We start from the raw sequence: 25,213 nt of genomic DNA, 5'->3' as shown, positions 1-25,213 counted from the left end.
GGTGAGTCGAAGTAAAACCCACTCTTCGGTAGTGGATTCGTCGGACGTAACCGGTCGAAGGGATTCCGCTACTCCGACTCGTTACAGGCCGCAAGAATGACGGCCGGATCGTCGATCAATCGGTTTTCCATGTAGTTGCCTTTCCCCTTGCCGGCCCACTTGCGCTCCTGTTCGATTATCGAGAGGAACTCGAGTTCCGAGAGGATGTCACGAACCCGGCGCAGTTTCAGGTGATCGGACTGATCGCGTTCGCACAGGCGCTTGTAGAGGTCGTACGTCTCGTTCGTCGTCACGGGCGCGTCGTTGCCCTCCTTCTGCTGGGTCAACAGCGCCATCGCCTCGAGGACGAGTTTCGCGTGACTGGGGCTTTTCGAGATCAGTTCCGCGAGTCGACTCGTCTCCTCGCGCTCGTGAGCCTGGTTGACGCACTCTTCATTCACGGTCTCGAGATCGTTCTCTTCGGCGATCTCACCCGCAAATCGGAGGATGTCGATCGCCTTTCGCGCGTCGCCGTGTTCCCGGGCCGCAAGCGCCGCGACGCGGGGGACGACGCCGTCCTCGAGGACGCCATCGTGGAACGCATCCGACCGTGACCGAAGTATCTCCCGAATCTGCGTTGCGTCGTACGGTGAAAAGACGTATTCGCGTTCACAAAGGCTCGATTTGATACGCTCGTCCAGCGAGTCCTTGTACCGAACCTTGTTCGAGATGCCGATGACGCCGACGGTACTCGAGGTGAGTTTCCCGGACTCGACGGCCCTCGAGAGTTGCATCAGGATGTCGTCGTCTTCGATCTTGTCGACTTCGTCCAGGATGATGAGGGCAACGTCGTAGCGAGTGTCGATGATCTGCCACAGCCGCCGGTAATACTCGGACGTGCTCAGCCCCGAGTGAGGGATCGAGATATCGGTTTCGGGCTGGTCGTTGAGCTGGTGGCCCGCTGACTGGACGGCCTGGGTCTCCGTCGACTCCTGGAGACAGTCGACGTACGCGACGCCGATCGACACGTCGTTACCCTTAGCGCGTTCGATCGCCTGGTTCGTGATGAACTTCGAACACAGTGATTTACCGGTGCCCGTCTTGCCGTAGACGAGCACGTTGTTCGGCGTATTCCCCCGTGTCGCCGGTTTGATCGCGTTCGCGAGGTTCGTCAGTTCGTCTTCGCGGCCGATGATGCGGTCGCCGTCGGGGAGATGAGAGACCTGCAAGAGTTCCTTGTTCCGGAAGATATCGTTCTCACTCCCGAAGTAATCCATCGAGTCCGACATTCGAATAGAAGTAACGTTTTGCGGGAGTGGCTTAAACGTTGGGAACCGAAGTTCCGCTGTATAGATCGGATTTTGGGTTGTATCGTACTCTAAATAGGAGTTTAGACCCTGTATTTCCGCTGTATAGCAGATCAAACACCCCTCGATGCCGCTGTATAGGCGCGGCCGACCCCACGATGCCGCTGTATAGTTGTCCCCAGTCCGTGATTGAGTCCCGCAAGCAACATTTTCTCGCAGGACCAGAGTCAAGCGCGAGTGATAGGACCCAACCCCGGAGTGCCGCTGTATCGTGTCGCCTCCGACGTTGCCCCTCGAGACCTGCACACGTCGCGAGAAGCGACGCGAATCCGGACCGTGCCCTCGAGCACGATGTGAACACCGCATTTCCGCTGTATCGGTTCAAAAGGATTGTCATCGATGTCGAACGGATCGTTCGACACCCCTCGGTGCCGCTGTATGCGGAGACACACACCCCGGAGTGCCGCTGTAACGCTGTGAAGAGGTTCTCGATTCGAAACGGAGGTGATCGTCCAGAAATGGAAAGAACCGACCCTGAGACCTGAAAGGACGCGATGTAAGGTGTAGGAAACGGTTACTCGAGCGCGGACGGACGTTCGATTCCGTCCGAACGTCGATCCGTTCGATCCTCTTGACGAAATTTTACACAGGTTTTCTATTTAATGATGGCGATCCACAATAACACCGACCTATCACTCGCACCCCCCTCGATAGATTAACGTCAGTTATAGTGCTCGTATTTAGGTCAACCCGACCTCCTCGAGCATCTATACAGCGGCAACGAGGGGTGTGTCTCCGGACAGGTCAGGACTTTTCGCTGTCACCGATCGCGAAGTTCGCCAACACTGACCAGGCAGCGAACTCCTCGAGAAAGAGAAACCGAGAGCTACTCGTCGGCGCAGATATCCACGAAGTTCCGCTAGACCACCTTTTCCCGCTCGGGTGGGCTTCGCCGACCACTCGCGGCAAAAATCTGGACCAAAAAAGCCGCTCACTCCCGTCGGTCGTTCGCGGTGACCTATCGTTGAGTACAGATCTCGACGAAGTTCCGAAGAATCTGCAGTCCGGTTTCACCGCTCTTCTCGGGGTGGAACTGCGTCCCGAAGACGTTGCCCTCCTCGTTGGCGACGATCGAGGGGAACTCGCGTTCGTAGTCGGTCGTCGCGACCGTCGCGTGCTCGTCGTCCGGGACGGCGTAGTAGGAGTGGACGAAGTAGGCGTAGTTGCCATCGATGCCCTCCACGAGCGGATGCTCGCGCTCGACCTCGAGTTCGTTCCAGCCCATATGCGGGACCTTCTGGCCGTCCGCGAACCGCACGTTCGTTCCGGGGACCAGGTCGAGTCCCTGGACGGCGGACTCGCCGTCGTTGTCGCCTTCCTCGCTGGTCGTCAGCAGCATCTGCATGCCGAGACAGATGCCGAACAGTGGCGTGCCGCTGTCGGCGACCGCAAGCAAGTCCTCACGGAGCGGATCAGCATTTTCGACGCCCTCACGGAACGCGCCGACGCCCGGCAGGACGACCCCGTCGGCGGCCTCGAAGGCCGCGGGATCGTCCGTGATCTCGACGTCAGCGCCGGCGCGCTCGAGGCCGCGAGTGACGCTGCGCAGGTTCCCGAGTCCGTAGTCGACGACGACCACAGAGGCGAGCGACTGCGTCTGGTCGGACGAGACGGTGCTCATACCCGTATTCGGTGGAGCGCGCTCAAGTGTGTTGTCTTTCGTGCAACCATGGGTACGACCCGAGCACTCCAAAAAAGAGAAGCCGACCTCAGCTGCTCTCGAGCGCTTCGCCTCGTGCCGCGTACAGGTGTCGAACCGCGGCGACGGTGAACGCGAGCGCGCCGAGGATCATCGGCGTGTCGCCGAGCGTCCGGGCCCACAGCAGGGTCTGGACGTGGTCCTGTTCGTAGAACTCGAGGCTGCGTGCGGCGGCGTAACCGTCCGTGTAGGCTGCTCGTAGCTGGACGAAACCGATCGGGAGCAACGATGCGACGGTCATGACGGTGAGACCGACGTTCGTCAGCCAGAACGCGCCGCGGAACCAGGTTGGATTCCAGGACTCCTCGGGCGTGACGACCCGCAGGATGTAGGTTCCGAGTCCGAGCGCGAGCAGGCCGAACGCGCCGAACGTCGCCGCGTGGGCGTGGGCGACAGTGAGGTAGGTGCCATGCTCGAAGTAGTTGATCGCCGGCAGGTTGATGAAGAACCCGAGCACGCCGCCGCCGACGAAGTTCCAGACGCTGCTACCGATGATGAAGAGCAGGGGTAGCGTGTAGGGGAACTCCTCGCCCTGGGCCGACAGCGTGCGGTACTCGCCGATGCTGCGATAGAGGATGAAGATCAGCGGGACGAACTCGAGCGTCGAGAACGTCGTTCCGATCGGCACCCAGAAGTCGGGGAGGCCGACCCACCAGTAGTGGTGGGAGACGCCGACGATGCCCGCGGCCATGATCGCGAACACCTCGAAGAGAATCGCTTTCTCGGCGTCAGCCTGGTCGACGAGTTCCATCGAGACCAGCGCGACCGAGATCACGGCGGTCACGAAGAACTCGAAGACGCCCTCGACCCACATGTGGACGACCCACCAGCGCCAGAACTCGGTCACGGCGATGTTCGTCTCGGGCGTGTAGAGCATGCTCGCGCCGAACATCAGCGCGATCGAACCGCCAGCGTAGGTCATGAAGTGTCCCAGGCCGGTCGGCGGTTCGTCGAGTTGGCGGACGCTGCGCAACACGAGCCCCGTCCAGCCGGCGAGTGCGCCGAGCAAGGCGAGTTTCCAGACCCGGCCCGTCTCGAGGTACTCGAGGCCCTCGGAGCCGAGCAGCCACCAGAGTTCGCCGTCTTCGGGCGTGCCGAGACTGCCCTGGATGCCGAGCCAGACGCCCACGAACGCGCCGACGGTGGCGACGACGAGCGCGCCGAGCAGGACGGTCGCGCCTTCGGCCTGCCAGGGCGGGTCGCGGTCGCTGAACAGTCCCGGCAGGAAGAGCCCGCCGGCGAGCCACAGCGTCGTGATCCAGAGCACGGCGAGGTTGATGTGCCACGTTCGGCCGACGGAGAACGGGACGAGCGAGACGATGTCGATCCCGAGCGCGTCGCCGATGCCGTAGAAGCCGGTCCGCTCGACGTAGTAGTGCGCCAGCAGCGCGCCGACCAGCGCCTGCGCGACGAACAGCGCACCGGCGACGGGAACGTACCACGCCGCGGCGTACTGGGCCGGCGTGATCGAAACCTCGTCGGGCGAGGGGACGTCGACGACTTCGGTCGTCGGCTCGGCGAAATCGAGGGCGTGGTAGCCCCAGACGCCGAGGCCGCCGCCGGCGATGAGCAAGACGACGCTGATCGTGCTCCAGACAATCACCTGGCCAGTCGGCCGGTTCCCCGCTTCGGGCACGTACGGCCAGTCGTTCGTGTACGAGTGATCCGAGCCGGGACGATTCGTGTGGGCCATCCACGCCGTCCAGCAGGCGAAGTCGGCGATGCGTTCGGCTGCGTCGGGTGAGTCGACGTATCCCTGCGGGACACCGCGTTCCGGGTCGCCGCCGTAGTAGCGGTCGACGTACTGCTCGCGGATGCGGCGGTGAGCGTAGACCTCCGCGTCCGAGTAGCGTGCGATCGACCCCTCGGGCGCGTCGGCGTCGAGTTCCCGCTCGACGCGTTCGGCGACGACCGCCTGCTGGTCGTCCTCGAGCGCGTCGAAGGAGTCGGTCCCGTGCTGGCGCGCGTAGTAGTCGCGCATGTACTCGACCTTCAGATCGAGTGCCTCCGCGGTGAGATCGACGCCGAAGTACGAGCCGTTGCCCAGGATCGAGCCCTGGTTCATCAGGCCGTTCGCCTGGAAGTACTTCTTGCCCAGTCGCACCTGATCGTCGGTGACGATGGTCTCCCCGTTCGGCCCCCTGATTTCGTCGGGAATCGGCGGGGCACGCTCGCGGGAGAGCCACGCCCCCACCGTCATCGCGACGAGGTTGGCGACGAACAGTGCGACCAGCACCAGCGACCCGTCAGACCGCGACCGGAGCGCCGACAGATCGAGGCCGCCGCTTTCGGTCTCGAGGAGCAGCGTCGAAACGACCCCGAGAAGCGCGCGCTCGAGTCCCGGATCACCCCCGTCGTCGGCCAGCGTCGACGCGAGGCCTGGAAGCGCACGTATGAGGGATGAATCGCCGTCTACGTCCGACGAGAGCAGCGTCGCCGCCGCGAACGCCAGCGCGGTCGTCGGCCGGGCGGTTCCGGCCCCCGCAGTGGGTTCGGGTCCAGGGTCGTCGATCGATATCTCGGCCGGCCCTGCAGTCGAACCGGCGGAGTCGGTTCCGGTGGCGTCGACTCGTCTCTCCTCGAGTTCTTCGCGCACTCGCGGTAACTCCTCGGTCACCAGTCGCTCGACTGCGTGACCGACGACGACCGCGTCCTGCTCGAGGACGTCCTCGGCCATCCCGGTGATCGACTGGTCCGACTCGACGTCCAGATCCGTGCGGAACGTCGAGTAGGCCTCGGAAAGTGCGTCGATCGGCGTCTCTTCGGACGCACCCGACGTGTCGGCTTCCGACGGCTCCGCCGAGCGGAGTCGCTCGAGTAACTCCTCGGGGTCGAGGTCGACGTCGACCTCGGCGGCGAGGTGGCTCCTGATCGCCGCGAGCGTGCCGTCGTCGAGTCGGCTCTCCTCCAGGTCGTACCGGCGCAGGAACGACTCGAGTGCGCGGTCGACCGGGTCGACACCGTCGGCACTCTCGAACTCCTGGAGATCCTCGAGCGACTGGTCCAGATACCGCGTACAGAGTTCGTCGACTGCGCGCTCGAGGAGTCGGTCGCGCAGTTCGTCGCGGTCCCAGTTGGTCGCACGCTCCCGTAGTTCATCGGGGTCCCAGTCGCTCGCACGCTCCCGTAGTTCGTCCACGCTCCGATCGTCGGCGACGTGACGGACTCGTCTCGAGAGGTTGGAAACGGTCTCCGAGCCCTTCTCGAGGCGATCCGTCACGTACTCGGCTGGACGTCGACGGCCACTACTCCAATCGCTGGTCGAAAAAACGTCGGTTATACCCATCTGTAAACCCAGCAAGACTAGAGGCTCGAAGGAATGGTGTAAACGTGGACGTGTCACTTGCAAGCAGTTATACGGTCGGTAGAGCAAACGCAGTCTCCATTAGTCCCGGCGTCGACGAACCGGTATGACCGATCCCGACGTCATCGCCCATCGCGGATATGCCGGCGTCACTCCCGAGAACACGGTCCGTGCGATCCGGGAAGCCGCGGCCCGCGACGAGACAGCGATGATCGAGATCGACGTCCAACCGGCCGCCTGCGGGACGCCCGTCGTCGTCCACGACAGCCGTCTCGAGGGGACTCACGACCGGGGCGGCCGTCCGCTTACCGACACCGAAGGAGTCGTCTGGGAAACGCCGCTCGAGGAGATCACGTCAGCGCGGGTTATGGGCACCGACGAGACAGTGCCGACGCTCGCCGCGGTGCTCGAGGCGATCCCCGAGTCCGTCGGTTGCAACGTCGAACTGAAGAATCCGGGAACCGACGACCTGCGGTTCGGCGAGTCGCTCCCGGCCGACGCGCACGACGACCGACGCGACGTCTGGCAGCCGTTCGTCGAGCGCGCCCTCGAGGTCTGTACGCCGTTCGACGGCGAACTGCTGTTCTCGTCGTTTTGCGAGGGCGCACTCGCGGCTCTCCGCGAGGTCACACCCCGCTATGCCACTGCAGTCCTCGTCTGGGACGACCTCGAGGCCGGTCTCGAGATCGCACGCCGATACGACTGTGAGGCGATTCACCCGCCGCGGAACGCGATCGTCGGGACCGACCTCTCGCGGACGGAGTACGCGGGACTACCGGCCGGGAAACCGGAGATCGACGTCCTCGAGGAGGCCCACGCCGACGGCCGGACGGTCAACGTCTGGACGGTCGAACGATGGAGTCAGTACGACGACCTCGCGTCTGCGGGCGTCGACGGGATCATCGCGGAGTATCCGGGACTGGCTGGCGGCTGATCACAGGGTTCGCGGCGTAAACGCGAGCCAGCAAGCACCGATCTGGACGACCGTCGCGACGGCTGCACCGACGCCGGCGGTCAGCCAGGCTGCGTCGACCAGAAGGAAAGCTGCGGCGGGAACGATACCGAGTGCGACCGCGTACGCGATCACGCGAACGAAATCCGCTGGCTCGAGGGCGAGGCGCTCGAGTCCGCCGTAGAAGGCGAGCCAGCCTGCACCGAGCGTAGCACCGAGAACGAAGAGAGCGTCGAACAGCGGCCCGTTGGCGACCACGAGTCCGATCGCGATCCGAAGCGGGGCGAACGCGAACGGAACGAAAAAGATCGCGAGCCACGCGAACGTCCACCCGGCAGAGGGGTCCGCACCGAATCGCTCGTAGCCGCCCTCGGAGAGAACTCCGGCGGCGACGATAGCGACGGCGAAGACGACGATCCAGATCGGCTCCGAGGGGACCGATACGTCAGTTACTGTCGCCTGGAGAGCCCGAACGACGACGAGACTAACGACGAAACACAGCCACACGATTCCGACGAACGTGGCGAGCGACCGCGAGAGTTCGGCGACGGCGTCCCCGACGCTCGAGCGGAGTGGCTCCGACATCAACGGCAACTGCGGCGTAGAACCAAATAGGCGTTCTGTTCTTCCCGGGAAATTGAGAGAACGGTTCGGCCGGTAATACCCGTTGAAACGGCTTACACAGGCACCGTGGAATAAATATGAGCCTATCGGCGACGGTCACTCGATCCGACGCGTCGGTAGCTCCTCCGTCGCCGGCCCCTCGAGGACGTCTCCCTCCGGCGAGAACCGCGAGCCATGACAGGGGCAGTCCCAGCTTCGTTCGGCGTCGTTCCACTCGACGATGCAGGCCATGTGGGTGCAGACAGCCGACGTCGCATGGAGGTTCCCGTCGGCGTCGCGGGCACAGGCGATCGGACGGCTTCCCTTCCGGAGGACGGTTCCCTCGCCGGGCTCGAGCGACGTCAGGTCGGGTGTGAGGAGAGTTCGAGCCCAGTCGGTCGCGAACTGGCTGATGGCGTCGGCGTTCTCGGTGACGGTCGAGGCCAGCGACGTCTTCGGCGTGAACCGCAGCGGATCGAAAAGGTCGCGTCCAGCCGGTCGTTCGTTCGCGAGAAGGCCCGCGAGCAGGCGGCCGGCCGCGACGCCGTTGGTCATCCCCCAGCCGCGGAAGCCGGTCGCGACGTAGACGTTCTCGGCTCTGGCACCGACACGGCCGACGAACGGGACCTTGTCGGCCGAGACGTAGTCCTGGGTCGACCACCGGTAGGCGACCGACTCGACGGGAAATCGTTCGCGCGCCCACCGGAGGAGTCGCCGGTAGCGGTCGATCGTCGACCCACCCTGGCCGGTCTTGTGGTTCTCGCCGCCGACCAGCAGGAGTTCTCCTTCCTCGTCGCGGTGGGTCCGGACCGATCGGTAGCTGTCGCCACTGCGGTAGTACATCCCTTGAGGCGGTCGTCCCTCGAGTCGTAACCCGAGAACGTAGGATCGTTTCGGGTGCATTCGGGCGAAGTAGCCCGCTCGATCGAGGATCGGGAAGCCGGTCGCGAGGACGACTCGATCCGCCCGAACCGTCGCTTCGGACGTCTCGATGCGACACGGCGAGCCAGGCTCTACGTCGGTGACACGAGTGTGTTCGTAGACGGCTGCGCCGTCGTCGTCTCGCAGTTCGGCGGCGATCCCCAGGAGGTATCGTCGGGGGTGGAACCACGCCTGCTCGTCGAATCGGACTGCGGCCTGGGCCCGTTCGAACGGTGGGACCGACGTGACGTAGTTCGCGTCGATCCCTGCGGCCTGCGCAGCGTCGGTCTCACGTTCGATCTCGTCGGGCGTGTTGCTGTAGAGATACGAGGAGACGCGTTCGAAGCCACAGTCGATCTCCAGTTCGTCGATCCGTTCCTCGACGGTATCGATCGCCTCCTCCTGGGCGGTCGCGTACTGGCTCGCCGCCTGGCGGCCGAACTCCCGGCGAAGGTGATCGTAGATCAGCCCGTGCTGGCTGGTCAGTTTGGCCGTCGTCTTGCCCGTCACACCCGTCGCGATCCGGTCGCGCTCGAGGACGGCAACCGTCAGGTCGCGCTCGCGGAGTTCGATCGCCGTCGACAGCCCGGCGATTCCAGCTCCGATCACGGCGACGTCGACGGATTCGGTTCCCTCGAGCGTCGCGTCGGGATCGCCGCTGTCGTCGTCGAGCGTCGTCGCCAGCCAGGGTGACGTCGGTTCGCCGGGGAGGTCGTCGGCACGGGAGAAGTTCGCCATTGGACTCGGCGGATACCTACACCGAGAGCGGGCAAAAAACGGCGGGGCGACTCGGACGGTCTGCTGGAACGGTTTACCGGTACAACTGCAAGATGGTTCGCGGTTGGATCGTCAACGACGGACAGCAGTCCGTATCACGGCCGTAGAACTCGAGGGAGAGAAGAGCTAGACGAACTCGAACTCGCTTTCCGCGGGATCGATCTCGTCTTCGTCGTCGAACTCGTCTTTGACGCTCACTGCCCGTTGTTGCATCTCGTCGATCCGGGGCACCTCCGTCACGTTCGAGAACAACACGGTGGCCGTCAGCGACGACGCTTTCGTCCGTGGCTCGTCGCCGGCCATCACCTCGACGGTGTCCGACTCGTTCTCGAGCCAGTGGCGGGCGCTCTCGAAGCCCTTCCGGGAGACGGCCGACGGTGGCCCCGAGAGAACGACCAACGTTCGTTCGGTGCTATCGACCGCACAGGGGAGCGAAAGCCGCTGATCGACGGCGTCGCGGACCACCTGTTTGACCTTCACGGCGTCGGTCGGCTCCGGTCCATCGCTGCCGCCGACGAACGGAACGAGTGCGAGGATGCGGGAGAGCAGGCTGTTGCTTCGTTCGATGTCGTGGCTTGCCTGTCCGATCGAGGAGACGCCGCCGGTCTCGAGGGTACGTGAGAGGTCGCTCGCGTCGGCCCGGTTCTCGGCGATCGTCATCGACTCGATTTCGCCTGCGCCCAGCAGCAACAGGACGTGTGAGGCGATCGAGCGGTTGAGTTCGTCGTAGTCTCGCTCGATCTCGTGATCGGTCTCGGCGTCCTCGTCGTACTCGAGTGTTTCGTCGTCCTTGTCGATCGAATCCGTCCACTCCTCGTTGTCGAAGAGGACCACGTTGTCCGCGATCTCGACGAACGACGGGAGTGCCCGCGCCGCGTTGAGCGCGGATCGATCGGACTCGTCGTCCTCGGGCAACACGCCGAGCGCGTAGACCGGTTTCTCCGAGATCGCCTGTAGCTCCTCGAGCAGGACGGCACCGGCGCCGCCGCCGGTCCCGCCACCGAGTCCCGCGATCAGCAACGTTCCGTCGACTTCGGTGAAATCGAGGGTGTCGAACGCCCGACTGATCTCGTGGACGTCCTCGCGGGCGACGTCGACGCCGAGGTCCGGGTTGCCCCCGGTACCGTTCTCGTCGATCCGCGGGCTGACGTCACCGAACAGCGCCCGGTGGTCCTCCGGCACGTGGTCGACTTCCTCGAAGGCTTCCTGCGTCGTATCGAACACGAGCATGTTGCCGTTACAGAAGTTCCGGCCCGTCTCGACCTCGCGTTCGATGATCCGGTCGACGATCCGCACACCGGCACTACCGACTCCGACGAGGGCGAGTTTCATTGATGGGGTCCTCCTAACATGACGTGATCAACGGCTCAAATCACCGGATCAAGTTCGTTGTCGTCGTCCGTGATCAAATCGTTGATGGCATCCTCGCGGTCGTCCTCGAGTTGCTGGATCTTGTCCTGGGCCTCGACGGCCTGCTCTTGAATCTCGTCGACGCGGGGGGTTTCGGTGACGTTCGAGAGCAGGACGACTGCCGCGAGGTCCGAGGCGTTCGGGCGTGGGTCGTCGCCAGCCAGCACTTCGACCGTGTCCGCCTCCTGCTCGAGCCACTGACGGGCGCTCTCGACGCCTTTCCGGGCGATCACTTCCGACGGGCCGGAGAGGATGACCAGTGCGCGGTCCGCGCTGGCGACGTTACAGGGGAGCGTGAGCCGGGAGTTGACTGCCCGGCGGACCAGACCCTTGATCTTCGCGGCGTCGGTCGCCTCACTGGGGTCTTGCTGCTCGTTTTTGAACCGGTTCAGTAGTCCTTCGTCTTCCTCTCGAGTGATAGGGGTCGAGGCGTAGCCGATAGAGGAGATACCGCTCGTATCGAGCGTTCGCATGACGTCGCTCGAGTCCATCGCGTTCTCGGCGACCTCCGTCTCGTCGATTTCGCCGGCTGCGAGCAGCGTCACGATACGAATCGCCAGTTCGCGGTTCATGTCCTCGTAGCCTTCTTCGATCGTCTGGCCGCGGGAGCGCCAGGCGTCGTTGTCGAAGGCGATCATGTTGTCGACTTTCTGAACGAACGACTGCAGCGACCGCGCGGCGTTCAGCGCCGGCCGACCGCCCTCGTACTGGCCGGGGAGAATACCGAGTCCGTAGACAGGCTCGTCGTACATCTTCTGAAGCTCGTCGATCACGACCGGTCCTGCGCCACTGCCCGTCCCGCCGCCGAGACCTGCTGCGACGAGGATCGCGTCGACCTCGTGGATCTCTATGTCGTCGAACGTGCGTCGAATCTCGTCGATGTCGTGTTTGGCGACTTCCGCGCCGACGGTTGCGTCACCGCCCACGCCGTGTCCTTTCGCTTTCTGGTGGGTATCGCCGATCAGGACCCGTCGATCTTCGGGGACGTAGTCCGGTTTCGCGAGGTCCGTCCGAGCAGAGTTGATAACCATAACGTGCCGACAGAGATTCCGACCGGTCTCGTCTTCGAACTCCAGCATTCGATCAATTATCTTACTTCCCGCGTTTCCGACACCTATTGTCGCGAGCTTCATACACCCTCCATTCTATTCCAGGGCTAATTCGCTTTCGTTTATATTCAAATAATTGATGGTACGTGTGTAAGGCAATCCCACTCCGTTACGGCGACCCAGAAATTACCGCCGGAAATTAATATCATATTTCGAACTCGATCGTCAGTTCTCGAGCCACGAGGGGAGGTCGTCGACCGACTCGAGGACCGTAGTCGCTCCTTCACGGTCGTACTTTTGTCGACCCTCTTCGCCCGTGAGACCGCCGGTCAGGACGCCGACGCCGTGATACTCGCGGTCCGGATCCGCCTCGGCCGCGTTCGTCGCCGTCCGGACATCGTCGAGCGTGTCGCCGACGAAGACGACCGTTTCGGCGTCGAACCGGTCGGCGAGCGTCGTCAGCGCGTGCGGATGCGGCTTTCCTTCCTCCCAGTCGTCCATCGTGAACCGGTGCTCGAGCGCGACGGCGTCGTCGAGTCCTACGCGCTCGAGCGCGATTTCGGCCTCGGCTCTCGGCCGACCTGTCAATATTCCGATGTTGTACTCCTCGACGAGAACGTCCCGAGTCTCCGACTCGAGAAGAACCGGTTCGTCGTGAATGAAGCCGGCGTCCGCGAGGTCGTCGTCCGGTTCGCCACCCTCGAGACCTCGATAGAGTTCGGGCCCGAGGTACAGTTGCTGGAAGACGTCCCGGAGTCGCTCGGGGTCCCAGCGGTCGTCGACACGCTGGAACGCACGGGCACCGATCGAATCTCGGACGACAGTCTCCGCTGCCTCGAGGCCGCCACCCTCGGCGGCGATTCGATCGGTGAACTCGTCGAGCGAGTCGTCGTACCCCTCGCTCGTCGCGAGGACGTACAGCGCGGCCGCGTAGGTCAGTTCCCAGTCGTTGTTGAACCCGCCCGCATCCTTGAACTCCTGGACGTCTTCCTTGCGGATCGTCCGGTCGTAAACGTACTCGACGGACTCGAGGATCGCCCGCCGGTAGGAGTCGGCGACGTCGACGAGCACTCCGTCGACGTCCAGTACGACGGCGTCTGCGTTCATACCGCAGTCGAGGACCGCGGCGAATAAAGTCGGTCGGGTTTCGGCCTCGGACGGGAGACTCGAGCGTCGATAGTCGGACCGCTGTACGTCGTCACCGGTCCCGTTCGTTCCACGAGTACATCGTACGACCGTTCGTCGGAGCTGTCGATCAGGCGTCGTTCCGGAGCCGATCGATACGCCGACCCAGCGGTGGCCGTGCTCGTAGCAGGTACCAGAACTTGCCTCGAGATAGCTCGAGGTCCTGCTCGTCTGCGACCCGTACGAACGTTCGAGCGAGGACGTCTCGCCCGACGACCGTGCCGGCGTACGCGTCGGCGCGATACAGCGCTCGCCGTGCCGCCCACTGAACCGGGAGCGAAGCCACGAGCCCGAGGAAGATCACGGCGGAGACCGTCGCCGTGTTCCCCCAGCCCAGCGCGACGACGCCAGCGACGACGAATCCGAGGAGCGCGTAGCTAGACATCCCGACGTGGTAAGTCCGGATTCGGCCCGTATGGAGCGCGAAGAGTGCCTCGAGCGCGTCGTCTTCGAGCGTCTCGAGGGTGGTTGCGCTGACGAACAGGTGACGGCGACCCGGCGGCCCGACGATCCGCACTTCGATGTCGTCGGTGTCTTCGACGACACAGACGTCAGTAGTGTCGAACGCGGCGTGTTCGAGGAGCGGGGTGAGGCGGTCTGCCTCGGCGTCGGTCACGCTCCGCGCGTCGCGTAGCGTTCGAGTCAGCTGTGGAAATCCGATTTCGAAGACGACGACAGTGAGGAGAGCGAGCAACAGGAGCGCCGAGAACGTTCTCCCATCGGAAAACGGGAGTTGAAAGAGCACCGCGAGCGCGAACGAGATGAGCGCGGCGATCGTGAGCCCGAACTGCCCGAGCCACACGAGTTCGTCCCGGATGGAAACGTCTGTCTCGAGGATTCGATCGGTTGCCGGAAGCAGTGCCAGATACGACGGAACCGTTACCCCGAGCGACGCGAGTGAAATCGCGCCGAACGCTGCGACGTCGCCGACGAGGGATTCCTCGAGCGAGGGCAACACGGCCCCGAGCGACGATCGACCGAGGTCGCCGATACCGAGGAGAGAGAACGTGACGAACGCGAGAGCGGCAACACCCCAGAGGCTTACTGCCAGTCGGTGGATCCACCGGCGTGCTCGTCGCCTGCGAGCGGCCGCTCGAGCGGCGATCCAGTACGCAGGCGGACAGACAGCGACGAACACCACGGCAGCCGTAACGATCGCTATCGCCATACTGTCAACCGAATGAACTAGTCGCTAGTAACGCTGTCGATCATCGGTTGCGAGAGCGATTCAGGGAGCACGTCGTCGTTCCGATTCACCGCACGACCGTCACGGTATCAGGCTGAACGCGCTCGGTGCGTCTCCTATCCCGAATTCGCGACGTACAGCGTTCCCTCCCGCACCGTCTTCCGTTCGACGGGGATCACGGGCTGGTCGCCACCGAGCGTCGTGAACAGCAGGTCGGCGTCGGCATCGCGCGCGACGGAGAGCGCCGGCCGGTGGAGTTCGGGCGGCAGGTTCCGCGCGTAGACCGCGTCGGCGTCGGCGTAGACCGACGGGTCGGGGTCGACGACGTCGTCTTCGACGAACGCGACGCCATCGGGGACCTCGCGGGAGTGGACGTCAGTCGCAGTTACGGAAACGCCGTTACGGGCGAGTTCGGCCGCCAGATCGGTCCGACGGCCGATTCCGAGCTCCACGACCCGGTCGTACGCGAGGAGGTAATCGATCATTGCGTCGAAATTCCGGCGAGAGTGGGACACGGCGGGACGTTTATGATGTACCCGGTCATAGCAGTTGCCATGCTCGTCGACATCGTGCCGGTCGGCAACGTGTCCGCGACGGTCAAGCGGGCGGCCTCGGAAGCGTTGCGATCGGTCTACGACTGCGAGGTCTCGGTCAACGACTCGCAGTCGGTCCCGAGCGGGGCATACGATTCGAGCCGGAATCAGTACTCCGCGGAGACGTTCATCCAACTTGCCGAACGGGTCGGTCGCGGAGAGAAGAACATCGCGATCACGCCACACGACCTCTTCTATCGCCGACGCAACTACGTCTTTGGACTCGCCTACCTCGACGGCAGCGGCAGCGTCGTCTCGACGTACCGACTCCAGACCTCGAGCGACGGCGGCTTCTCGAACAAGAGCGCCAGCGAAATCTTCGAGAATCGCGTCCGCAAAGAGATCGTCCACGAGATCGGTCACACGTACGGACTCGAGCACTGTGACAACAACCGCTGTGTGATGAACTTCTCGCCGACGGTCCGAGAGGTCGACATCAAAGAGGAGAACCTCTGTGGAAGCTGCCAGCGGCTGGTGAAGTAACGGACCTCGATAATACGGTTTCTGTATTCAGCGTGGCGTGGGAAACCCGCGTTCAGTATAGAGCGTGAGTGTAGCACGGCGTGAAGAGTGGGCGATGCAGACGAGTGAACGAATTTACGCGGCCGGGACGCTCAACGATGAAGCCGTCCTCCGAAAAGAGAAGCCTACGACGGATGCGACGAGTCAGAATATGGAGAAAATACTTATTTATTAACATGTTAGTGGGCAGTGATGAAGTCGCAGCTTCTCCTGGGAGTCTCGCTGCTGGTCGCGGTCCTGCTGGTTGGCGGAATGTTCTCTCCTGCCGTCTTCGGCGACCCGTACGAGCCCCGGTCGGAATCCCCGTCGTACTACATTGCTCACGAGTCAACTACGGACATCGAAGTCGACCCGGTTATCGTAGAAGATCGGCCTATCGAAGCCGACCCAACACCGCTAGAAGCGTTCGACGATGAGCAACAGCGCCTATTCGAGGCCATCTACGAAGAGCAACGCGATGAGGTATATAACTCTCCTGCCGACGATGAGTACGAGTCGTACCTGGATCTCCGCTCAGACCGAGAAGCGTACACGAGAACGGTGTGTGAAGACTGGACGCTCGCTTGTGATGCCTACGAGAGTGCGCCAACGTTCCCAGCGGATGGGTCCTACAGATATGGCTCGAAGAGCCACTTTGAACTCACGATCGTCGAATACGAAAACGAGACGTATGAAGTCGTAGAGCGTCATCAGTCTGAATCTCTATTTCAGAACGTCGTCGAGGTTCTGCTCCGGTTCGGGCTGTTTGGCCCGCTCGCGCTCGTGATCAGCGGAGTCGCAGTAGTGGCAAGAGAGACACGTCCGAAAACAGTAGTTGCACTGACTGGGTATGGAATCGGTCTGGGCGGACTAGGAGTTGCAACACCCTACCTCTCCATGTTCACTGGCACGGATGTACTGGCATATGCGACCGAGTTGGGACTGGTGACGTGGATCGTGATTTCCGCCACCGTACTGTCTCTCTGGTGGTCTGACCCCCCTACAGCGGATTCCGACTCGAGCACGTCTGGGACGGATTCAGATCCGGAATAGAGAGGAGCTACTGCTCTCGTCCAGCATAGCTTTTGTCCCTGATCAGTCCCACTTACAGAAGACACAGGTGAATGCTCACGGCTTCAGCCGTGTGGAGGAGGTCAACAAACACTTTCTTTCTGGGGTACAGTGGATCAGACGATGTCGACAACTGGTCCCTTCGAGACACTCACCGACGAGTACGATAGCTGGTTCAGCGAGAACGACGGTGCCTACCGTGCCGAACGAGCCACACTCGAGCGTGCCCTCCCCGACGCAGTCGACGACGACCGGGCGCTCGAGGTCGGCGTCGGCACCGGGCGCTTCGGTGGACCACTGGAAATCTCACTCGGCGTCGACCCTGCCCGCGAACCACTCGAGCGGGCACGTGACCGCGGCATCATACCCGTCCGCGGCGTCGCCGAATCCCTCCCCGTCGCCGACGACGCGCTCGACCTCGTGCTGTTCGTCACCGTTCTCTCGTTCGTCGACGACCTCGAGGCGACGCTTGCCGAGGCCCGGCGCGTCCTCGATGCCGACGGCACGCTCGTCGTCGCCGTGCTGGATCGCTCGAGTCCGGTCGGACAGGTCTATCAGGAGCACAAAGATGAGAGCCCGTTCTACGCCGACGCCGAATTCCTGACCGCCGGGGAAGCAGGGGAGGCGCTCGAGGCGGCAGGGTTCGTGGTCGAAACGCGACTGCAGACGATCTTCGAGGATCCTGCGGAGATTCCGACCGAGGGCGAACCGGACGTCCGCGAGGGCCACGGCGACGGGCTGTTCGCCGTCTTCCGGGCCCGCGTCGCCTAATCGTCGCGAGGGGTTCCGGGCCCGTACGGTGGCGTGATTCCCTCGAGAAGTGACAGCGATCCCTCGCCTGCCCGCCACTGTCGGTACGCAGAGACTGGATCGGTGCCGGCCGCGACTTTCGATATCGCACAGCCGAGCGCAATCAGTGCGATTCCCCATAGCTGGGTCGTCCCGAGCGCGGCGAGCGGCGCGAACGGCTGGAGCAGGGGAGCGAGCAGGTCGAAAGTGGCCAGAAGGTCGACCAGCGGAACGTAGCCGTCGGCCGTCTCGAGCCACCAGGGAGCGATTCCCGACTCGAGGACGGCGTAAACGTCGCGCGGATGTGGGCTCGTCGAAAAGACGACGACGCCGGCGACGAGAAACGGGTAGCCGGGCCCCTCCCAGCAGTACGCGAGAACGAGAATGGGGAGGTACAGCAGGACGACGTACCAGCGCAGGGCGGGGAAAGCGACGACCGCGGCTGCTGTCGTCGCGAAGATGGCAGCGTGGCGGTCCATCGGCCGCGAGAGGTCCGCGTAGAAAAAGGCCAGAAAGCCCGCGAGGACGACGGCGGTCGTCGCGTACAGCCAGCCCGTCGAGGCACCGGGGTAAACGGTCCAGACGAGCCAGGAGACCGGCCGCTGGACGGTCACGTAGTTGAGTTCGCCGACGCCGTAGCCGCCGACGAACGCCTCGGATTCCGAGCGACCGGCGACGACCTCGCGGAAGTAGAAGGTCGTCTGCTCACGACCGAAGAGGACGAGTCCGAACAGGAGTCCGCCGATACCGGTCGCGATTGCGCCAGCCGTCGCTCGCCAGGCACGCACTCGCAGGAGCCAGATGCCGACGAGTGCGGGAAAGAGTTTGAACAGTGCCGCGAGCGCGAACGCGACGCCAGCTACCATCTCTCGGCCGCGCAGCAGTGCGAGAAAGCCGATCGAGAGTAGCCCCGCGAGCCAGAGGTTGACGTTGCCGAAGACGACCGTTCCGGCGGCGTACAACGAGCCGACGAAGAACGCGAAGATCAACGCGACGTCGAGCCAGCCCAGGCGTCGGCCGTGGTCCTCGACGTAGGCGACGACGGCCCACGTGCTCGCTGCACCAGCGAGCATCGAGGTAAGCGTCGCGAGGAGAAACCCCTGTGCGACCTCGAAAAGCGTGAACGGGTAGAACGCCAGCAGCGTGATCGGCGGATAGAGGTAGACGTAGTCGGCGGAGAGTCGCTCCGGCGGCGCGTCGTAGAAGTCGCCACCGGACTGGGCGGTCTCGGCCGCGACGTGATAGACCTCGTAGTTGATCGCGAACGACGAAGCGGAGTCGAACGCGAACGGGACCAGCGTGAGCCCCTCGAGGTGCGACGAGTAGAAACTCGCGCCGAAACCGATCGCAACGAGCACGACGAGCCAGATTCCGGGGGCCAGGTGTGCAACGAGTGGACGGCCGAATGGACGGGTAAATCGGCCGGTGATCGGACGGATCCGCTGGCGAATTTCGGAGTCGATAGCCGACGAGTCGTTACTCGAGCGGTCCATTACCGTCGTCGTTCGACACCGATCGCCGAAGTTGTTTCGCCGACGAACAGTCGTTCGATCAAATAGTCGTTCGCGCTGGAATAAGCTCCGCGACGACTACGGTGCGTAGTAGTACTCGCCCTCGGACTTCTGTTCCTTGTCGAGTTGCGAGTCGGGCTTGTTGATCCGCGGCCGCGAGGTGCGGTTGTCCCGGCGGAAGGTGACCTCGAGGTTCGCGAGGAACTCGTTCATGCCATCTCGCATGGACTGTGGCGGGCTGGCGCGGCCAGCGACGGCGGGTTCGCCGTCGAAGACCATCAGTCGGTCCGCGAGCAGGTCGATCGTGTAGATGTCGTGGTCGATGACCATGACCGTCGCGTCCTGCTGTTCGGCGTAGCGACGGATCGCGCTCGTCGCCTGGACACGCTGTTCGACGTCGAGGTGCGCGGAGGGTTCGTCGAGCAGGTAGAGGTCGGCGTCGTCCGAGAGACAGGCCGCGATCGCCACGCGCTGGCGTTCACCGCCGGAGAGATCCGAGAGGTTCTGCTCCATGATCCGCTCGAGCTGGAGCGGCTGTGCGATCTCGGTGTTCCAGTACGACGACCCGAACTGGTCGGTGATCGAGGAGAGGAAGGCGTCGACCCGCATGTGCTGGTCGATGGTGACGTACTGTGGCTTGTACGAGATGTCGAGATCGAGGTCGGCGTCGCCCTCGTCGGGTTCGAGGTTGCCGGTGAGGAGATTCGCGAAGGTGGACTTACCGATCCCGTTCGGACCGACGATGCCCAGCACTTCGTTCTCGTGGATCTGGCCACCCTCGACCTCGAGGGTGAACTCGCCGTCGCCGTAGCTCTTGGTGAGGTCGGGGTAGTCGACGAGCACGTCGCCGTGGGTCGCGGTACGGGGTGCGTGTTCCTCGAACTCGATGGGATCCTGACGGATCCGCATGTTCTCGTTGTCGAGGTAGCCCGCGAGGTACTCGTTGATCCCGTTGCGGACGGACTTCGGCGAGGTGACGACACCGTACGCGCCGGGTTCACCGTACGCGACGTGCAGCGTATCGGCGACGAGGTCGAGGATCGCGAGGTCGTGTTCGACGACCAGCATCGACTTGTTCTCCTCCTCGGCGAGTTCGCGGATCAATCGAGCCGCCGTCACGCGCTGGCCGATGTCGAGGTACGGCGTGATTTCGTCGAGGAAGTAAAAGTCCGTATCGCGAACCAGCGTCGCCGCGATCGCGACCCGCTGGAGTTCGCCACCGGAGAGGTCCTCGATGGACTGCTCCATGACCGGACCCAGCGAGAGTCGTTCGACGATCGTCTCGAGGGCTCCGCGTTCGTCGACCCCCTCGAGCAGTTCGCGGGTGTTGCCGTCGAACTGCTCGGGAATCTGGTCGACGTACTGTGGTTTCCGGGCGACGGTCACGTTGCCGTCCCGGACGTCCGCGAGGTAGTCCTGCAGTTCCGTGCCGCGGTAGGCCTCGAGCACGTCGTCCCAGTCGGGCTGGTCGTCGTGGCGACCGAGGTTTGGCTCGAGTTCGCCTGCGAGGATGCGAACGGCGGTCGTCTTCCCGATTCCGTTCGGTCCGAGGATGCCCGTTACTTTTCCTTCCTGTGGTGCAGGGAGCCCGTACAGCGAGAAGGCGTTCTCGCCGTAGCGGTGAGCGGGGTCGTCCTGCAGTTCCTGTGGCAGGTTGATGATCTCGATGGCGTCGAACGGACACTTCTCGACGCAGATCCCGCAGGTCTCGCCGAGACAGATCTCTTCGGAGATACGGACCTGTTCGGGCTGGCCCTCCTCGGTCTCCTCGCCCCGGAGGGTGATACACTCCTTGCCGGTGCGGTTGGGCGGACAGTAGTTCTTGCACTCGTAGCTACATCGGTCTGGCTGGCACCGATCGAGGTCTACGACGGCAATGCTATCGTCAGCCATGATTATTGCGCGAGGTACGGAGCGGCTTCGGCGGTCAGCAGGATACCCAGCACCACGAACCAGAACGAGAAGGTCATGAACGTGATGTAGAGGTAGTGTTTTGCACCGAACTCCTCGTCGTCGTAGATGTCCGTGAAGTCGTACAGGACGAGCTGGACGAGGATGGCCCCGATAACGAGTGCGTACGCCTGCGCGTTCGATGCCGCTTCGTTCGCGGCCTCGAGCGACGTGATGTCACCCGCCAGGGACATGGAAGCGAGCGCCGCACCGACGCCGAGCAGCGCCGACAGCGCCGTCACGCTGATCGAGCGTATGTGCTCGTGTCGGTCACTGATCGATTCGGTCGACATGGGTCGAACTCTGTGGTCAGTGGTGAAAAGGGGTTCGGGTTCCGACGCACGCGGAATTCGGGGTATACGCTCGTGCGTCGAGCACTCCCGTCCGTCGCTCGAGGACCGGCGTGGAACGAGCTTATCACCGTATCTACCCAGGAAATTATCGCTAGTAATCGAAATATGTATCATGGTCGTTCGGGAAAGATTTGGGTATGGAAACGCCACTCATTGTCACGGACTTCCTCGAGCAGGCCCGCACGTACTACGCCGACGAAGAGGCCGTCGTCGCGACGGACGGCCAGCGGTTCACGTACGCCGAACTCGGCGAGCGCGCCGACCGGTTTTCGGCGGCACTGCAGGAACGTGGCATCGAGAAAGGCGACCGCGTCGCCGTGCTCGACCCGAACACCCACTACCATCTCGAGGCGGCCTACGGAACGATGCAGGTCGGAGCCGTCTTCACGCCGCTGAATTACCGGCTGACGGCCGACGATTACGAGTACATCCTGTCGGACGCGGGCGTCGACGCGATCTACGCCGACTACGAGTACGCCGAGAAGATCCAGGCGATCCGCGATTCGGTGCCGACGGAGACGTTCATCACGAACGACGTCGACGCCGTCGACGGCGAGTGGGAGGCGTTCGACGAGGTGCTCGAGGCGGCCGGAACCGAGGTCGACCGGCCGGAGATGAGCGAAGACGAGATCATCACGATCAACTACACCTCGGGGACGACCGGCGATCCGAAAGGCGTCTGTCGCACTCATCGGACCGAGACGCTTCATGCCTACCTGGTGTCGATCTATCACGAACTCTCCGAAGACGACGTCTACCTCTGGACGCTGCCGATGTTCCACGTCAACGGCTGGGGACACATCTACGCGCTGACCGGTCAGGGGGCGAAACACGTCTGTACGCGTGGCGTCAACGCCGACGAGATCGTCGACGCGATCACGACCGAGGACGTCTCCTTCCTCTGTGCGGCTCCGGCAGTGCTCAACCAGTTGATCGACTACTACGAGAGCGAGGGTGAACCGGCGATGGCGGGGGACAACGACGTCCGCGTCACCACCGCCGGTAGCGCCCCGCCTGAGGCGACCATCCGTGCCGTCGAGGAGACGTTCGGCTGGAAACTCAAACACCTCTACGGGGCGACCGAGACCGGTCCGCTGATCACGATCTCGGCCCCATCGAGACACGTCACCGACGACAACCGCTTCGAACTCAAGAAACGGCAGGGGATGGGTATCCTCGGAACGGACGTCCGCGTCGTCGACGAGGACGGCGACGACGTGCCGCGGGACGACGAGACGCTGGGCGAAGTCGTCGTCCGTGGCAATCAGGTGATGGACCGCTACTGGAACAAGCCCGAGGAGACCGAGGCGGCCTTCCACGACCGCGTCGAAGGCTACTACCACACCGGCGACCTCGCGACAGTCGACGAAAACGGACTGATCGCCATCCGCGACCGGAAGAAAGACATCATCATCTCCGGCGGCGAGAACATCTCGAGCATCGAACTCGAGGACACGCTGTTCGACCACGACGCGGTTGCAGATACGGCGGTAATCCCAGCGCCGAGCGAGGAGTGGGGCGAGACGCCGAAGGCGTTCGTGGTTCCCGTGAACGGTGATCCCGACGATCCGCCGGTGTCGGCCGAGGAACTGACCGAGTACACCCGCGACCGACTCGCGAGTTACAAGGTCGTCCGTCGGGTCGAGTTCGTCGAGGAGCTCCCCAAAACGGCGACCGGCAAGACCCAGAAGTACGAACTACGACAGCAGGAGTGGGAAGACGAAGAACGAATGATCGGCCAGGGGTGACGCCGTCGCTTCGCCGGGCCCAGCCAGATCCTGACCAGCCAGTCAAATACAGACATAGGCCTTCTCGAGCCCTCTACAGCAATCTTTCCCCAAATATAATATAGAATTTATATTGATTCACACCCAGTAAGGCTCAAGTTTTATACTGCTGGGGGTTTTCGATTCGTAATATGGCAGAGACCGACGGGGAGGAAATCGAGGACTTGCCACCAAGTGCCAAGCTCGTTTTCAAAGTACTCGAGTACGACGGTCCGTTGACCCAGAAACAGATCGTCCAGGAGTCGATGCTCTCGGCCCGGACGGTCCGATACGCCCTCGAGCGACTCGAGGGGATCGGATTGGTCGACGAGGATATCTACTTCGCGGACGCCCGGCAGAGCCTCTATCGACTCGAACAGCCGGTCGCTGCGGACGGAAACGGGGTCGAAGAGTCCCCGAAGAAAGACGCCTGCTGTGCGGAGTAACGCGCGGCTTTTCTGGTCGTTTTCCTCCGTTTTCCGCGTCGAATAGCGGTAGGATTATTTTGCCCCAGTAACCGTTTCCGTGCATGGATATCGACAAGGATCGGTTGCCACGGTGGGGCTGGCTGCTTGTCGGACTGTTCGTGGCTTCGATGGGAGCCCAGTTCGTCAACGCGTTCGTGTTCGCACCGGCTGGGCTGGCGGAGGAGTACTGGGTAATCACCGTCATCACGGCGATGGCACCGGTGCTGATCTACCTGGGGATCTGGTACGACGACGACCGCCAGCACTACTGGGAGTACCCACGGGAACGCATCGTCGGCGACCTCGCGTTCGTCCTCATGGGCGCTGCGGTCGGCTCGGCACTGGCTCTCGTGGCCATCATCGACTTCGACATCCCGCGACTTCTCCGGGAAGTCGTCTCGATGGGTGTCGGCTTCCTGTTCTCCTGGGCGCTGTTCTGGTGGCGAAACCCGGACCTGTACGGCGTCGGACCGAAGTGACTCCCTCCCCGTCGTAACCAACGGGGCTTCCGACGAGTTCGATCCACTGGGTAGGAAACTGGCGGTTGTATACCGATGGGAAGCTGGCGAGGCCACGCCGCCGTCACTGCCATCCGGTAGTGAGATTCTACTTCGGCTCCGACCGCGTCGACACCGAGATATCGAGTATTCCGCCCGGGTTTCGGATCGACACCGACAGGTGGTCCAGAAGCGACGAGAGTGTGATTCGCTCGCTCTCCCGGTCCCACTCGACGATCCCCGTATCGGCGAGCAACGGCAGGTGAACGTGCTTCAGACGGAGGTAGATCTCCTGTCGCTGATCGGTCGACACGCTCCCGACTGTCGTCCCGGACTCGAGTTCGGCGAGTTCGTTCGCCAACTGGTGGACCGAAACCGGTTCGGAGTGAGCCAGGAGGTACTGAAGAGCGTACCGTCGCTGTGTATCGGCCAACACCGAGTAGATCGTGTCGAGGAATTCGGGGGTTTCCACCCTGTCAAGCCGGAGTTGTTCGACCATAGTTTTCAGTAGGTGTAGATTATGAAAGCTGGCACTCCGGACTACTCAGGGTCTTTATCTTCGTAGTACTGGTTCCCGTGAATATCGGTGTTAAGCGTTTCGCTCACCGGGGTGGAGTAAAGCAGCACTCAGCACTTTGTCCGTCCCGCGACGAACCCGTTCCGAGAGCGCCTGCACGGAGACGTCGAGTTCTTCGGCGAGTTCGTCGTACTCCACCGCTCGAGGAACCTTGAAGTACCCGCGCTCGACGGCGAGTGCGAGGGCCTCGTACTGACTGTCCGTCAGTTCGTACTCGTGACCGTTCGAAGGCGCAGTATCGAGCGAAGACACGCGGTTGAGCCGGTACGAAATCCCGTGCTCCGTGCAGTACTGGTTGAACTGGGCGAGACCGGTGTGGTCTTCGAACCGGATGCGAAACAGCCACTCCTCGTCGCTGTGTGCCTCGAGTATCGTCGCGTCGGTCTCGGCGATGCCAGCGATCAACTGTTCGGCCGGATCCTCCCACTCGATCCTGTACAGCGCCCGATCGTCGTACTGGTCGAGGACCGTGATCGACTCCACGTTCGGGCTTTCCGCCATCGCCTTCTCGAACGCCGCCAGGTCCGTTCCGTACCCCCAGATGTACGGCATTACTCGCTGTTCCGCGGGAACGACGCGCTCGAGTTCGACGGAGAGTCCGGCGTGCTCGGCGATGATCTGGCCGAGGAGGAACTGATCGGCCTCGATCGAGATTTCGGCGACGACTGTCATACCGTCGGTAGGCGACGACTGGTATTAGACCTGC

General features: G+C 63.1%; 22 protein-coding genes. 7 read left to right on the top strand and 15 right to left on the bottom strand.

Annotated features, from left to right (window positions below; translation table 11 throughout):
* Positions 1 to 68: 68 nt before the first annotated feature.
* From BLR35_RS16525 to BLR35_RS16515, 3 genes are all read right to left on the bottom strand, one after another.
* Positions 69 to 1,268 carry a Cdc6/Cdc18 family protein gene (locus BLR35_RS16525; protein WP_090384430.1) on the bottom strand — a complete coding sequence of 400 codons (1,200 nt, stop codon included), beginning with the start codon at positions 1,266 to 1,268 and terminating at the stop codon, positions 69 to 71.
* Between the two features lie 1,036 nt (positions 1,269 to 2,304).
* A complete protein-coding gene (gene hisH, locus BLR35_RS16520) occupies positions 2,305 to 2,967 on the bottom strand; it encodes an imidazole glycerol phosphate synthase subunit HisH (protein WP_090384427.1) in 663 nt (220 codons plus the stop codon).
* A gap of 88 nt (positions 2,968 to 3,055) precedes the next feature.
* Positions 3,056 to 6,331 (bottom strand): cbb3-type cytochrome c oxidase subunit I, encoded by a 3,276-nt coding sequence (locus BLR35_RS16515; RefSeq protein ID WP_090384425.1) that lies wholly within the window; start codon positions 6,329 to 6,331, stop codon positions 3,056 to 3,058.
* A 124-nt stretch (positions 6,332 to 6,455) separates the two neighbouring features.
* Here BLR35_RS16515 and BLR35_RS16510 point away from each other — a divergent pair, with 124 nt between their 5' ends.
* Positions 6,456 to 7,283 (top strand): glycerophosphodiester phosphodiesterase, encoded by an 828-nt coding sequence (locus BLR35_RS16510; RefSeq protein WP_090384423.1) that lies wholly within the window; start codon positions 6,456 to 6,458, stop codon positions 7,281 to 7,283.
* Here the strand turns inward: BLR35_RS16510 and BLR35_RS16505 are convergent, their stop codons facing one another.
* The 7 genes from BLR35_RS16505 to BLR35_RS16475 all read right to left on the bottom strand — a co-directional run bounded on the left by BLR35_RS16505 (position 7,284) and on the right by BLR35_RS16475 (position 14,947).
* Complete coding sequence (locus BLR35_RS16505) at positions 7,284 to 7,886, bottom strand: hypothetical protein (RefSeq protein ID WP_090384420.1); 603 nt, start codon at positions 7,884 to 7,886, stop codon at positions 7,284 to 7,286. It lies immediately after the preceding gene.
* A 135-nt stretch (positions 7,887 to 8,021) separates the two neighbouring features.
* The gene (locus tag BLR35_RS16500) at positions 8,022 to 9,563 is read right to left on the bottom strand and encodes an FAD-dependent oxidoreductase (protein WP_090384418.1); all 1,542 of its coding nucleotides are present in this window, start codon (positions 9,561 to 9,563) and stop codon (positions 8,022 to 8,024) included.
* 165 nt (positions 9,564 to 9,728) lie between these two features.
* The gene (locus tag BLR35_RS16495; RefSeq protein WP_090384415.1) at positions 9,729 to 10,934 is read right to left on the bottom strand and encodes a tubulin/FtsZ family protein; all 1,206 of its coding nucleotides are present in this window, start codon (positions 10,932 to 10,934) and stop codon (positions 9,729 to 9,731) included.
* Positions 10,935 to 10,969: 35 nt separating this feature from the next.
* Positions 10,970 to 12,145, bottom strand: a complete 1,176-nt coding sequence (locus BLR35_RS16490; RefSeq protein WP_090384412.1) for a tubulin/FtsZ family protein — start codon at positions 12,143 to 12,145, stop codon at positions 10,970 to 10,972.
* A gap of 141 nt (positions 12,146 to 12,286) precedes the next feature.
* On the bottom strand, positions 12,287 to 13,168 hold the full coding sequence (locus BLR35_RS16485) for a TIGR01548 family HAD-type hydrolase (protein WP_090384409.1): 882 nt from the start codon (positions 13,166 to 13,168) through the stop codon (positions 12,287 to 12,289).
* Between the two features lie 148 nt (positions 13,169 to 13,316).
* Complete coding sequence (locus tag BLR35_RS16480) at positions 13,317 to 14,414, bottom strand: M48 family metalloprotease (RefSeq protein ID WP_090384406.1); 1,098 nt, start codon at positions 14,412 to 14,414, stop codon at positions 13,317 to 13,319.
* Between the two features lie 134 nt (positions 14,415 to 14,548).
* Positions 14,549 to 14,947 (bottom strand): UPF0146 family protein, encoded by a 399-nt coding sequence (locus tag BLR35_RS16475; protein ID WP_170831062.1) that lies wholly within the window; start codon positions 14,945 to 14,947, stop codon positions 14,549 to 14,551.
* 39 nt (positions 14,948 to 14,986) lie between these two features.
* On the opposite strand from BLR35_RS16475, the gene BLR35_RS16470 reads away from it, so the two are divergent.
* From BLR35_RS16470 to BLR35_RS16460, 3 genes are all read left to right on the top strand, one after another.
* Complete coding sequence (locus BLR35_RS16470) at positions 14,987 to 15,508, top strand: archaemetzincin family Zn-dependent metalloprotease (RefSeq protein WP_090384402.1); 522 nt, start codon at positions 14,987 to 14,989, stop codon at positions 15,506 to 15,508.
* Positions 15,509 to 15,739: 231 nt separating this feature from the next.
* Positions 15,740 to 16,579, top strand: coding sequence for a hypothetical protein (locus BLR35_RS16465; protein WP_090384400.1), 840 nt, complete (start codon positions 15,740 to 15,742; stop codon positions 16,577 to 16,579).
* 141 nt (positions 16,580 to 16,720) lie between these two features.
* Complete coding sequence (locus tag BLR35_RS16460) at positions 16,721 to 17,368, top strand: class I SAM-dependent methyltransferase (protein ID WP_090384745.1); 648 nt, start codon at positions 16,721 to 16,723, stop codon at positions 17,366 to 17,368.
* Here the strand turns inward: BLR35_RS16460 and BLR35_RS16455 are convergent.
* The 3 genes from BLR35_RS16455 to BLR35_RS16445 all read right to left on the bottom strand — a co-directional run bounded on the left by BLR35_RS16455 (position 17,365) and on the right by BLR35_RS16445 (position 21,140).
* Complete coding sequence (locus tag BLR35_RS16455) at positions 17,365 to 18,879, bottom strand: glycosyltransferase family 87 protein (protein ID WP_090384398.1); 1,515 nt, start codon at positions 18,877 to 18,879, stop codon at positions 17,365 to 17,367. The two genes, BLR35_RS16460 and BLR35_RS16455, sit on opposite strands and share 4 nt — an antisense overlap.
* A gap of 96 nt (positions 18,880 to 18,975) precedes the next feature.
* Positions 18,976 to 20,790: a ribosome biogenesis/translation initiation ATPase RLI gene (locus tag BLR35_RS16450; RefSeq protein ID WP_090384395.1), complete on the bottom strand. Its 1,815-nt coding sequence runs from the start codon at positions 20,788 to 20,790 to the stop codon at positions 18,976 to 18,978.
* Between the two features lie 2 nt (positions 20,791 to 20,792).
* Positions 20,793 to 21,140, bottom strand: a complete 348-nt coding sequence (locus BLR35_RS16445) for an EMC6-like membrane protein (protein ID WP_090384393.1) — start codon at positions 21,138 to 21,140, stop codon at positions 20,793 to 20,795.
* Between the two features lie 197 nt (positions 21,141 to 21,337).
* Here BLR35_RS16445 and BLR35_RS16440 point away from each other — a divergent pair, with 197 nt between their 5' ends.
* From BLR35_RS16440 to BLR35_RS16430, 3 genes are all read left to right on the top strand, one after another.
* Complete coding sequence (locus BLR35_RS16440; RefSeq protein WP_090384390.1) at positions 21,338 to 22,948, top strand: long-chain-fatty-acid--CoA ligase; 1,611 nt, start codon at positions 21,338 to 21,340, stop codon at positions 22,946 to 22,948.
* A gap of 170 nt (positions 22,949 to 23,118) precedes the next feature.
* Positions 23,119 to 23,412 carry a MarR family transcriptional regulator gene (locus tag BLR35_RS16435; RefSeq protein ID WP_090384388.1) on the top strand — a complete coding sequence of 98 codons (294 nt, stop codon included), beginning with the start codon at positions 23,119 to 23,121 and terminating at the stop codon, positions 23,410 to 23,412.
* An 89-nt stretch (positions 23,413 to 23,501) separates the two neighbouring features.
* Positions 23,502 to 23,912 carry a hypothetical protein gene (locus BLR35_RS16430; protein WP_170831066.1) on the top strand — a complete coding sequence of 137 codons (411 nt, stop codon included), beginning with the start codon at positions 23,502 to 23,504 and terminating at the stop codon, positions 23,910 to 23,912.
* Positions 23,913 to 24,039: 127 nt separating this feature from the next.
* Here the strand turns inward: BLR35_RS16430 and BLR35_RS16425 are convergent, their stop codons facing one another.
* Positions 24,040 to 24,429, bottom strand: coding sequence for a DUF7344 domain-containing protein (locus BLR35_RS16425; RefSeq protein ID WP_090384384.1), 390 nt, complete (start codon positions 24,427 to 24,429; stop codon positions 24,040 to 24,042).
* Positions 24,430 to 24,519: 90 nt separating this feature from the next.
* Positions 24,520 to 25,179 carry a helix-turn-helix domain-containing protein gene (locus tag BLR35_RS16420; protein ID WP_090384381.1) on the bottom strand — a complete coding sequence of 220 codons (660 nt, stop codon included), beginning with the start codon at positions 25,177 to 25,179 and terminating at the stop codon, positions 24,520 to 24,522.
* Positions 25,180 to 25,213 lie beyond the last annotated feature (34 nt).

It is taken from the genome of Natronobacterium texcoconense (genome assembly GCF_900104065.1).
Lineage (GTDB): Archaea > Halobacteriota > Halobacteria > Halobacteriales > Natrialbaceae > Natronobacterium > Natronobacterium texcoconense.
Note: the sequence above shows the minus strand (reverse complement) of the source record. Positions and strands in the feature narration are given on the sequence as shown.

Bases quoted from the DNA above. Each gene is read 5' to 3' on its own strand.
- BLR35_RS16525 (WP_090384430.1), bottom strand. From the start codon at position 1,268: ATGTCGGACTCGATGGATTACTTCGGGAGTGAGAACGATATCTTCCGG.
- hisH (WP_090384427.1), bottom strand. From the start codon at position 2,967: ATGAGCACCGTCTCGTCCGACCAGACGCAGTCGCTCGCCTCTGTGGTC.
- BLR35_RS16515 (WP_090384425.1), bottom strand. From the start codon at position 6,331: ATGGGTATAACCGACGTTTTTTCGACCAGCGATTGGAGTAGTGGCCGT.
- BLR35_RS16510 (WP_090384423.1), top strand. From the start codon at position 6,456: ATGACCGATCCCGACGTCATCGCCCATCGCGGATATGCCGGCGTCACT.
- BLR35_RS16505 (WP_090384420.1), bottom strand. From the start codon at position 7,886: ATGTCGGAGCCACTCCGCTCGAGCGTCGGGGACGCCGTCGCCGAACTC.
- BLR35_RS16500 (WP_090384418.1), bottom strand. From the start codon at position 9,563: ATGGCGAACTTCTCCCGTGCCGACGACCTCCCCGGCGAACCGACGTCA.
- BLR35_RS16495 (WP_090384415.1), bottom strand. From the start codon at position 10,934: ATGAAACTCGCCCTCGTCGGAGTCGGTAGTGCCGGTGTGCGGATCGTC.
- BLR35_RS16490 (WP_090384412.1), bottom strand. From the start codon at position 12,145: ATGAAGCTCGCGACAATAGGTGTCGGAAACGCGGGAAGTAAGATAATT.
- BLR35_RS16485 (WP_090384409.1), bottom strand. From the start codon at position 13,168: ATGAACGCAGACGCCGTCGTACTGGACGTCGACGGAGTGCTCGTCGAC.
- BLR35_RS16480 (WP_090384406.1), bottom strand. From the start codon at position 14,414: ATGGCGATAGCGATCGTTACGGCTGCCGTGGTGTTCGTCGCTGTCTGT.
- BLR35_RS16470 (WP_090384402.1), top strand. From the start codon at position 14,987: ATGCTCGTCGACATCGTGCCGGTCGGCAACGTGTCCGCGACGGTCAAG.
- BLR35_RS16465 (WP_090384400.1), top strand. From the start codon at position 15,740: ATGAAGTCGCAGCTTCTCCTGGGAGTCTCGCTGCTGGTCGCGGTCCTG.
- BLR35_RS16460 (WP_090384745.1), top strand. From the start codon at position 16,721: ATGTCGACAACTGGTCCCTTCGAGACACTCACCGACGAGTACGATAGC.
- BLR35_RS16455 (WP_090384398.1), bottom strand. From the start codon at position 18,879: ATGGACCGCTCGAGTAACGACTCGTCGGCTATCGACTCCGAAATTCGC.
- BLR35_RS16450 (WP_090384395.1), bottom strand. From the start codon at position 20,790: ATGGCTGACGATAGCATTGCCGTCGTAGACCTCGATCGGTGCCAGCCA.
- BLR35_RS16445 (WP_090384393.1), bottom strand. From the start codon at position 21,140: ATGTCGACCGAATCGATCAGTGACCGACACGAGCACATACGCTCGATC.
- BLR35_RS16440 (WP_090384390.1), top strand. From the start codon at position 21,338: ATGGAAACGCCACTCATTGTCACGGACTTCCTCGAGCAGGCCCGCACG.
- BLR35_RS16435 (WP_090384388.1), top strand. From the start codon at position 23,119: ATGGCAGAGACCGACGGGGAGGAAATCGAGGACTTGCCACCAAGTGCC.
- BLR35_RS16425 (WP_090384384.1), bottom strand. From the start codon at position 24,429: ATGGTCGAACAACTCCGGCTTGACAGGGTGGAAACCCCCGAATTCCTC.
- BLR35_RS16420 (WP_090384381.1), bottom strand. From the start codon at position 25,179: ATGACAGTCGTCGCCGAAATCTCGATCGAGGCCGATCAGTTCCTCCTC.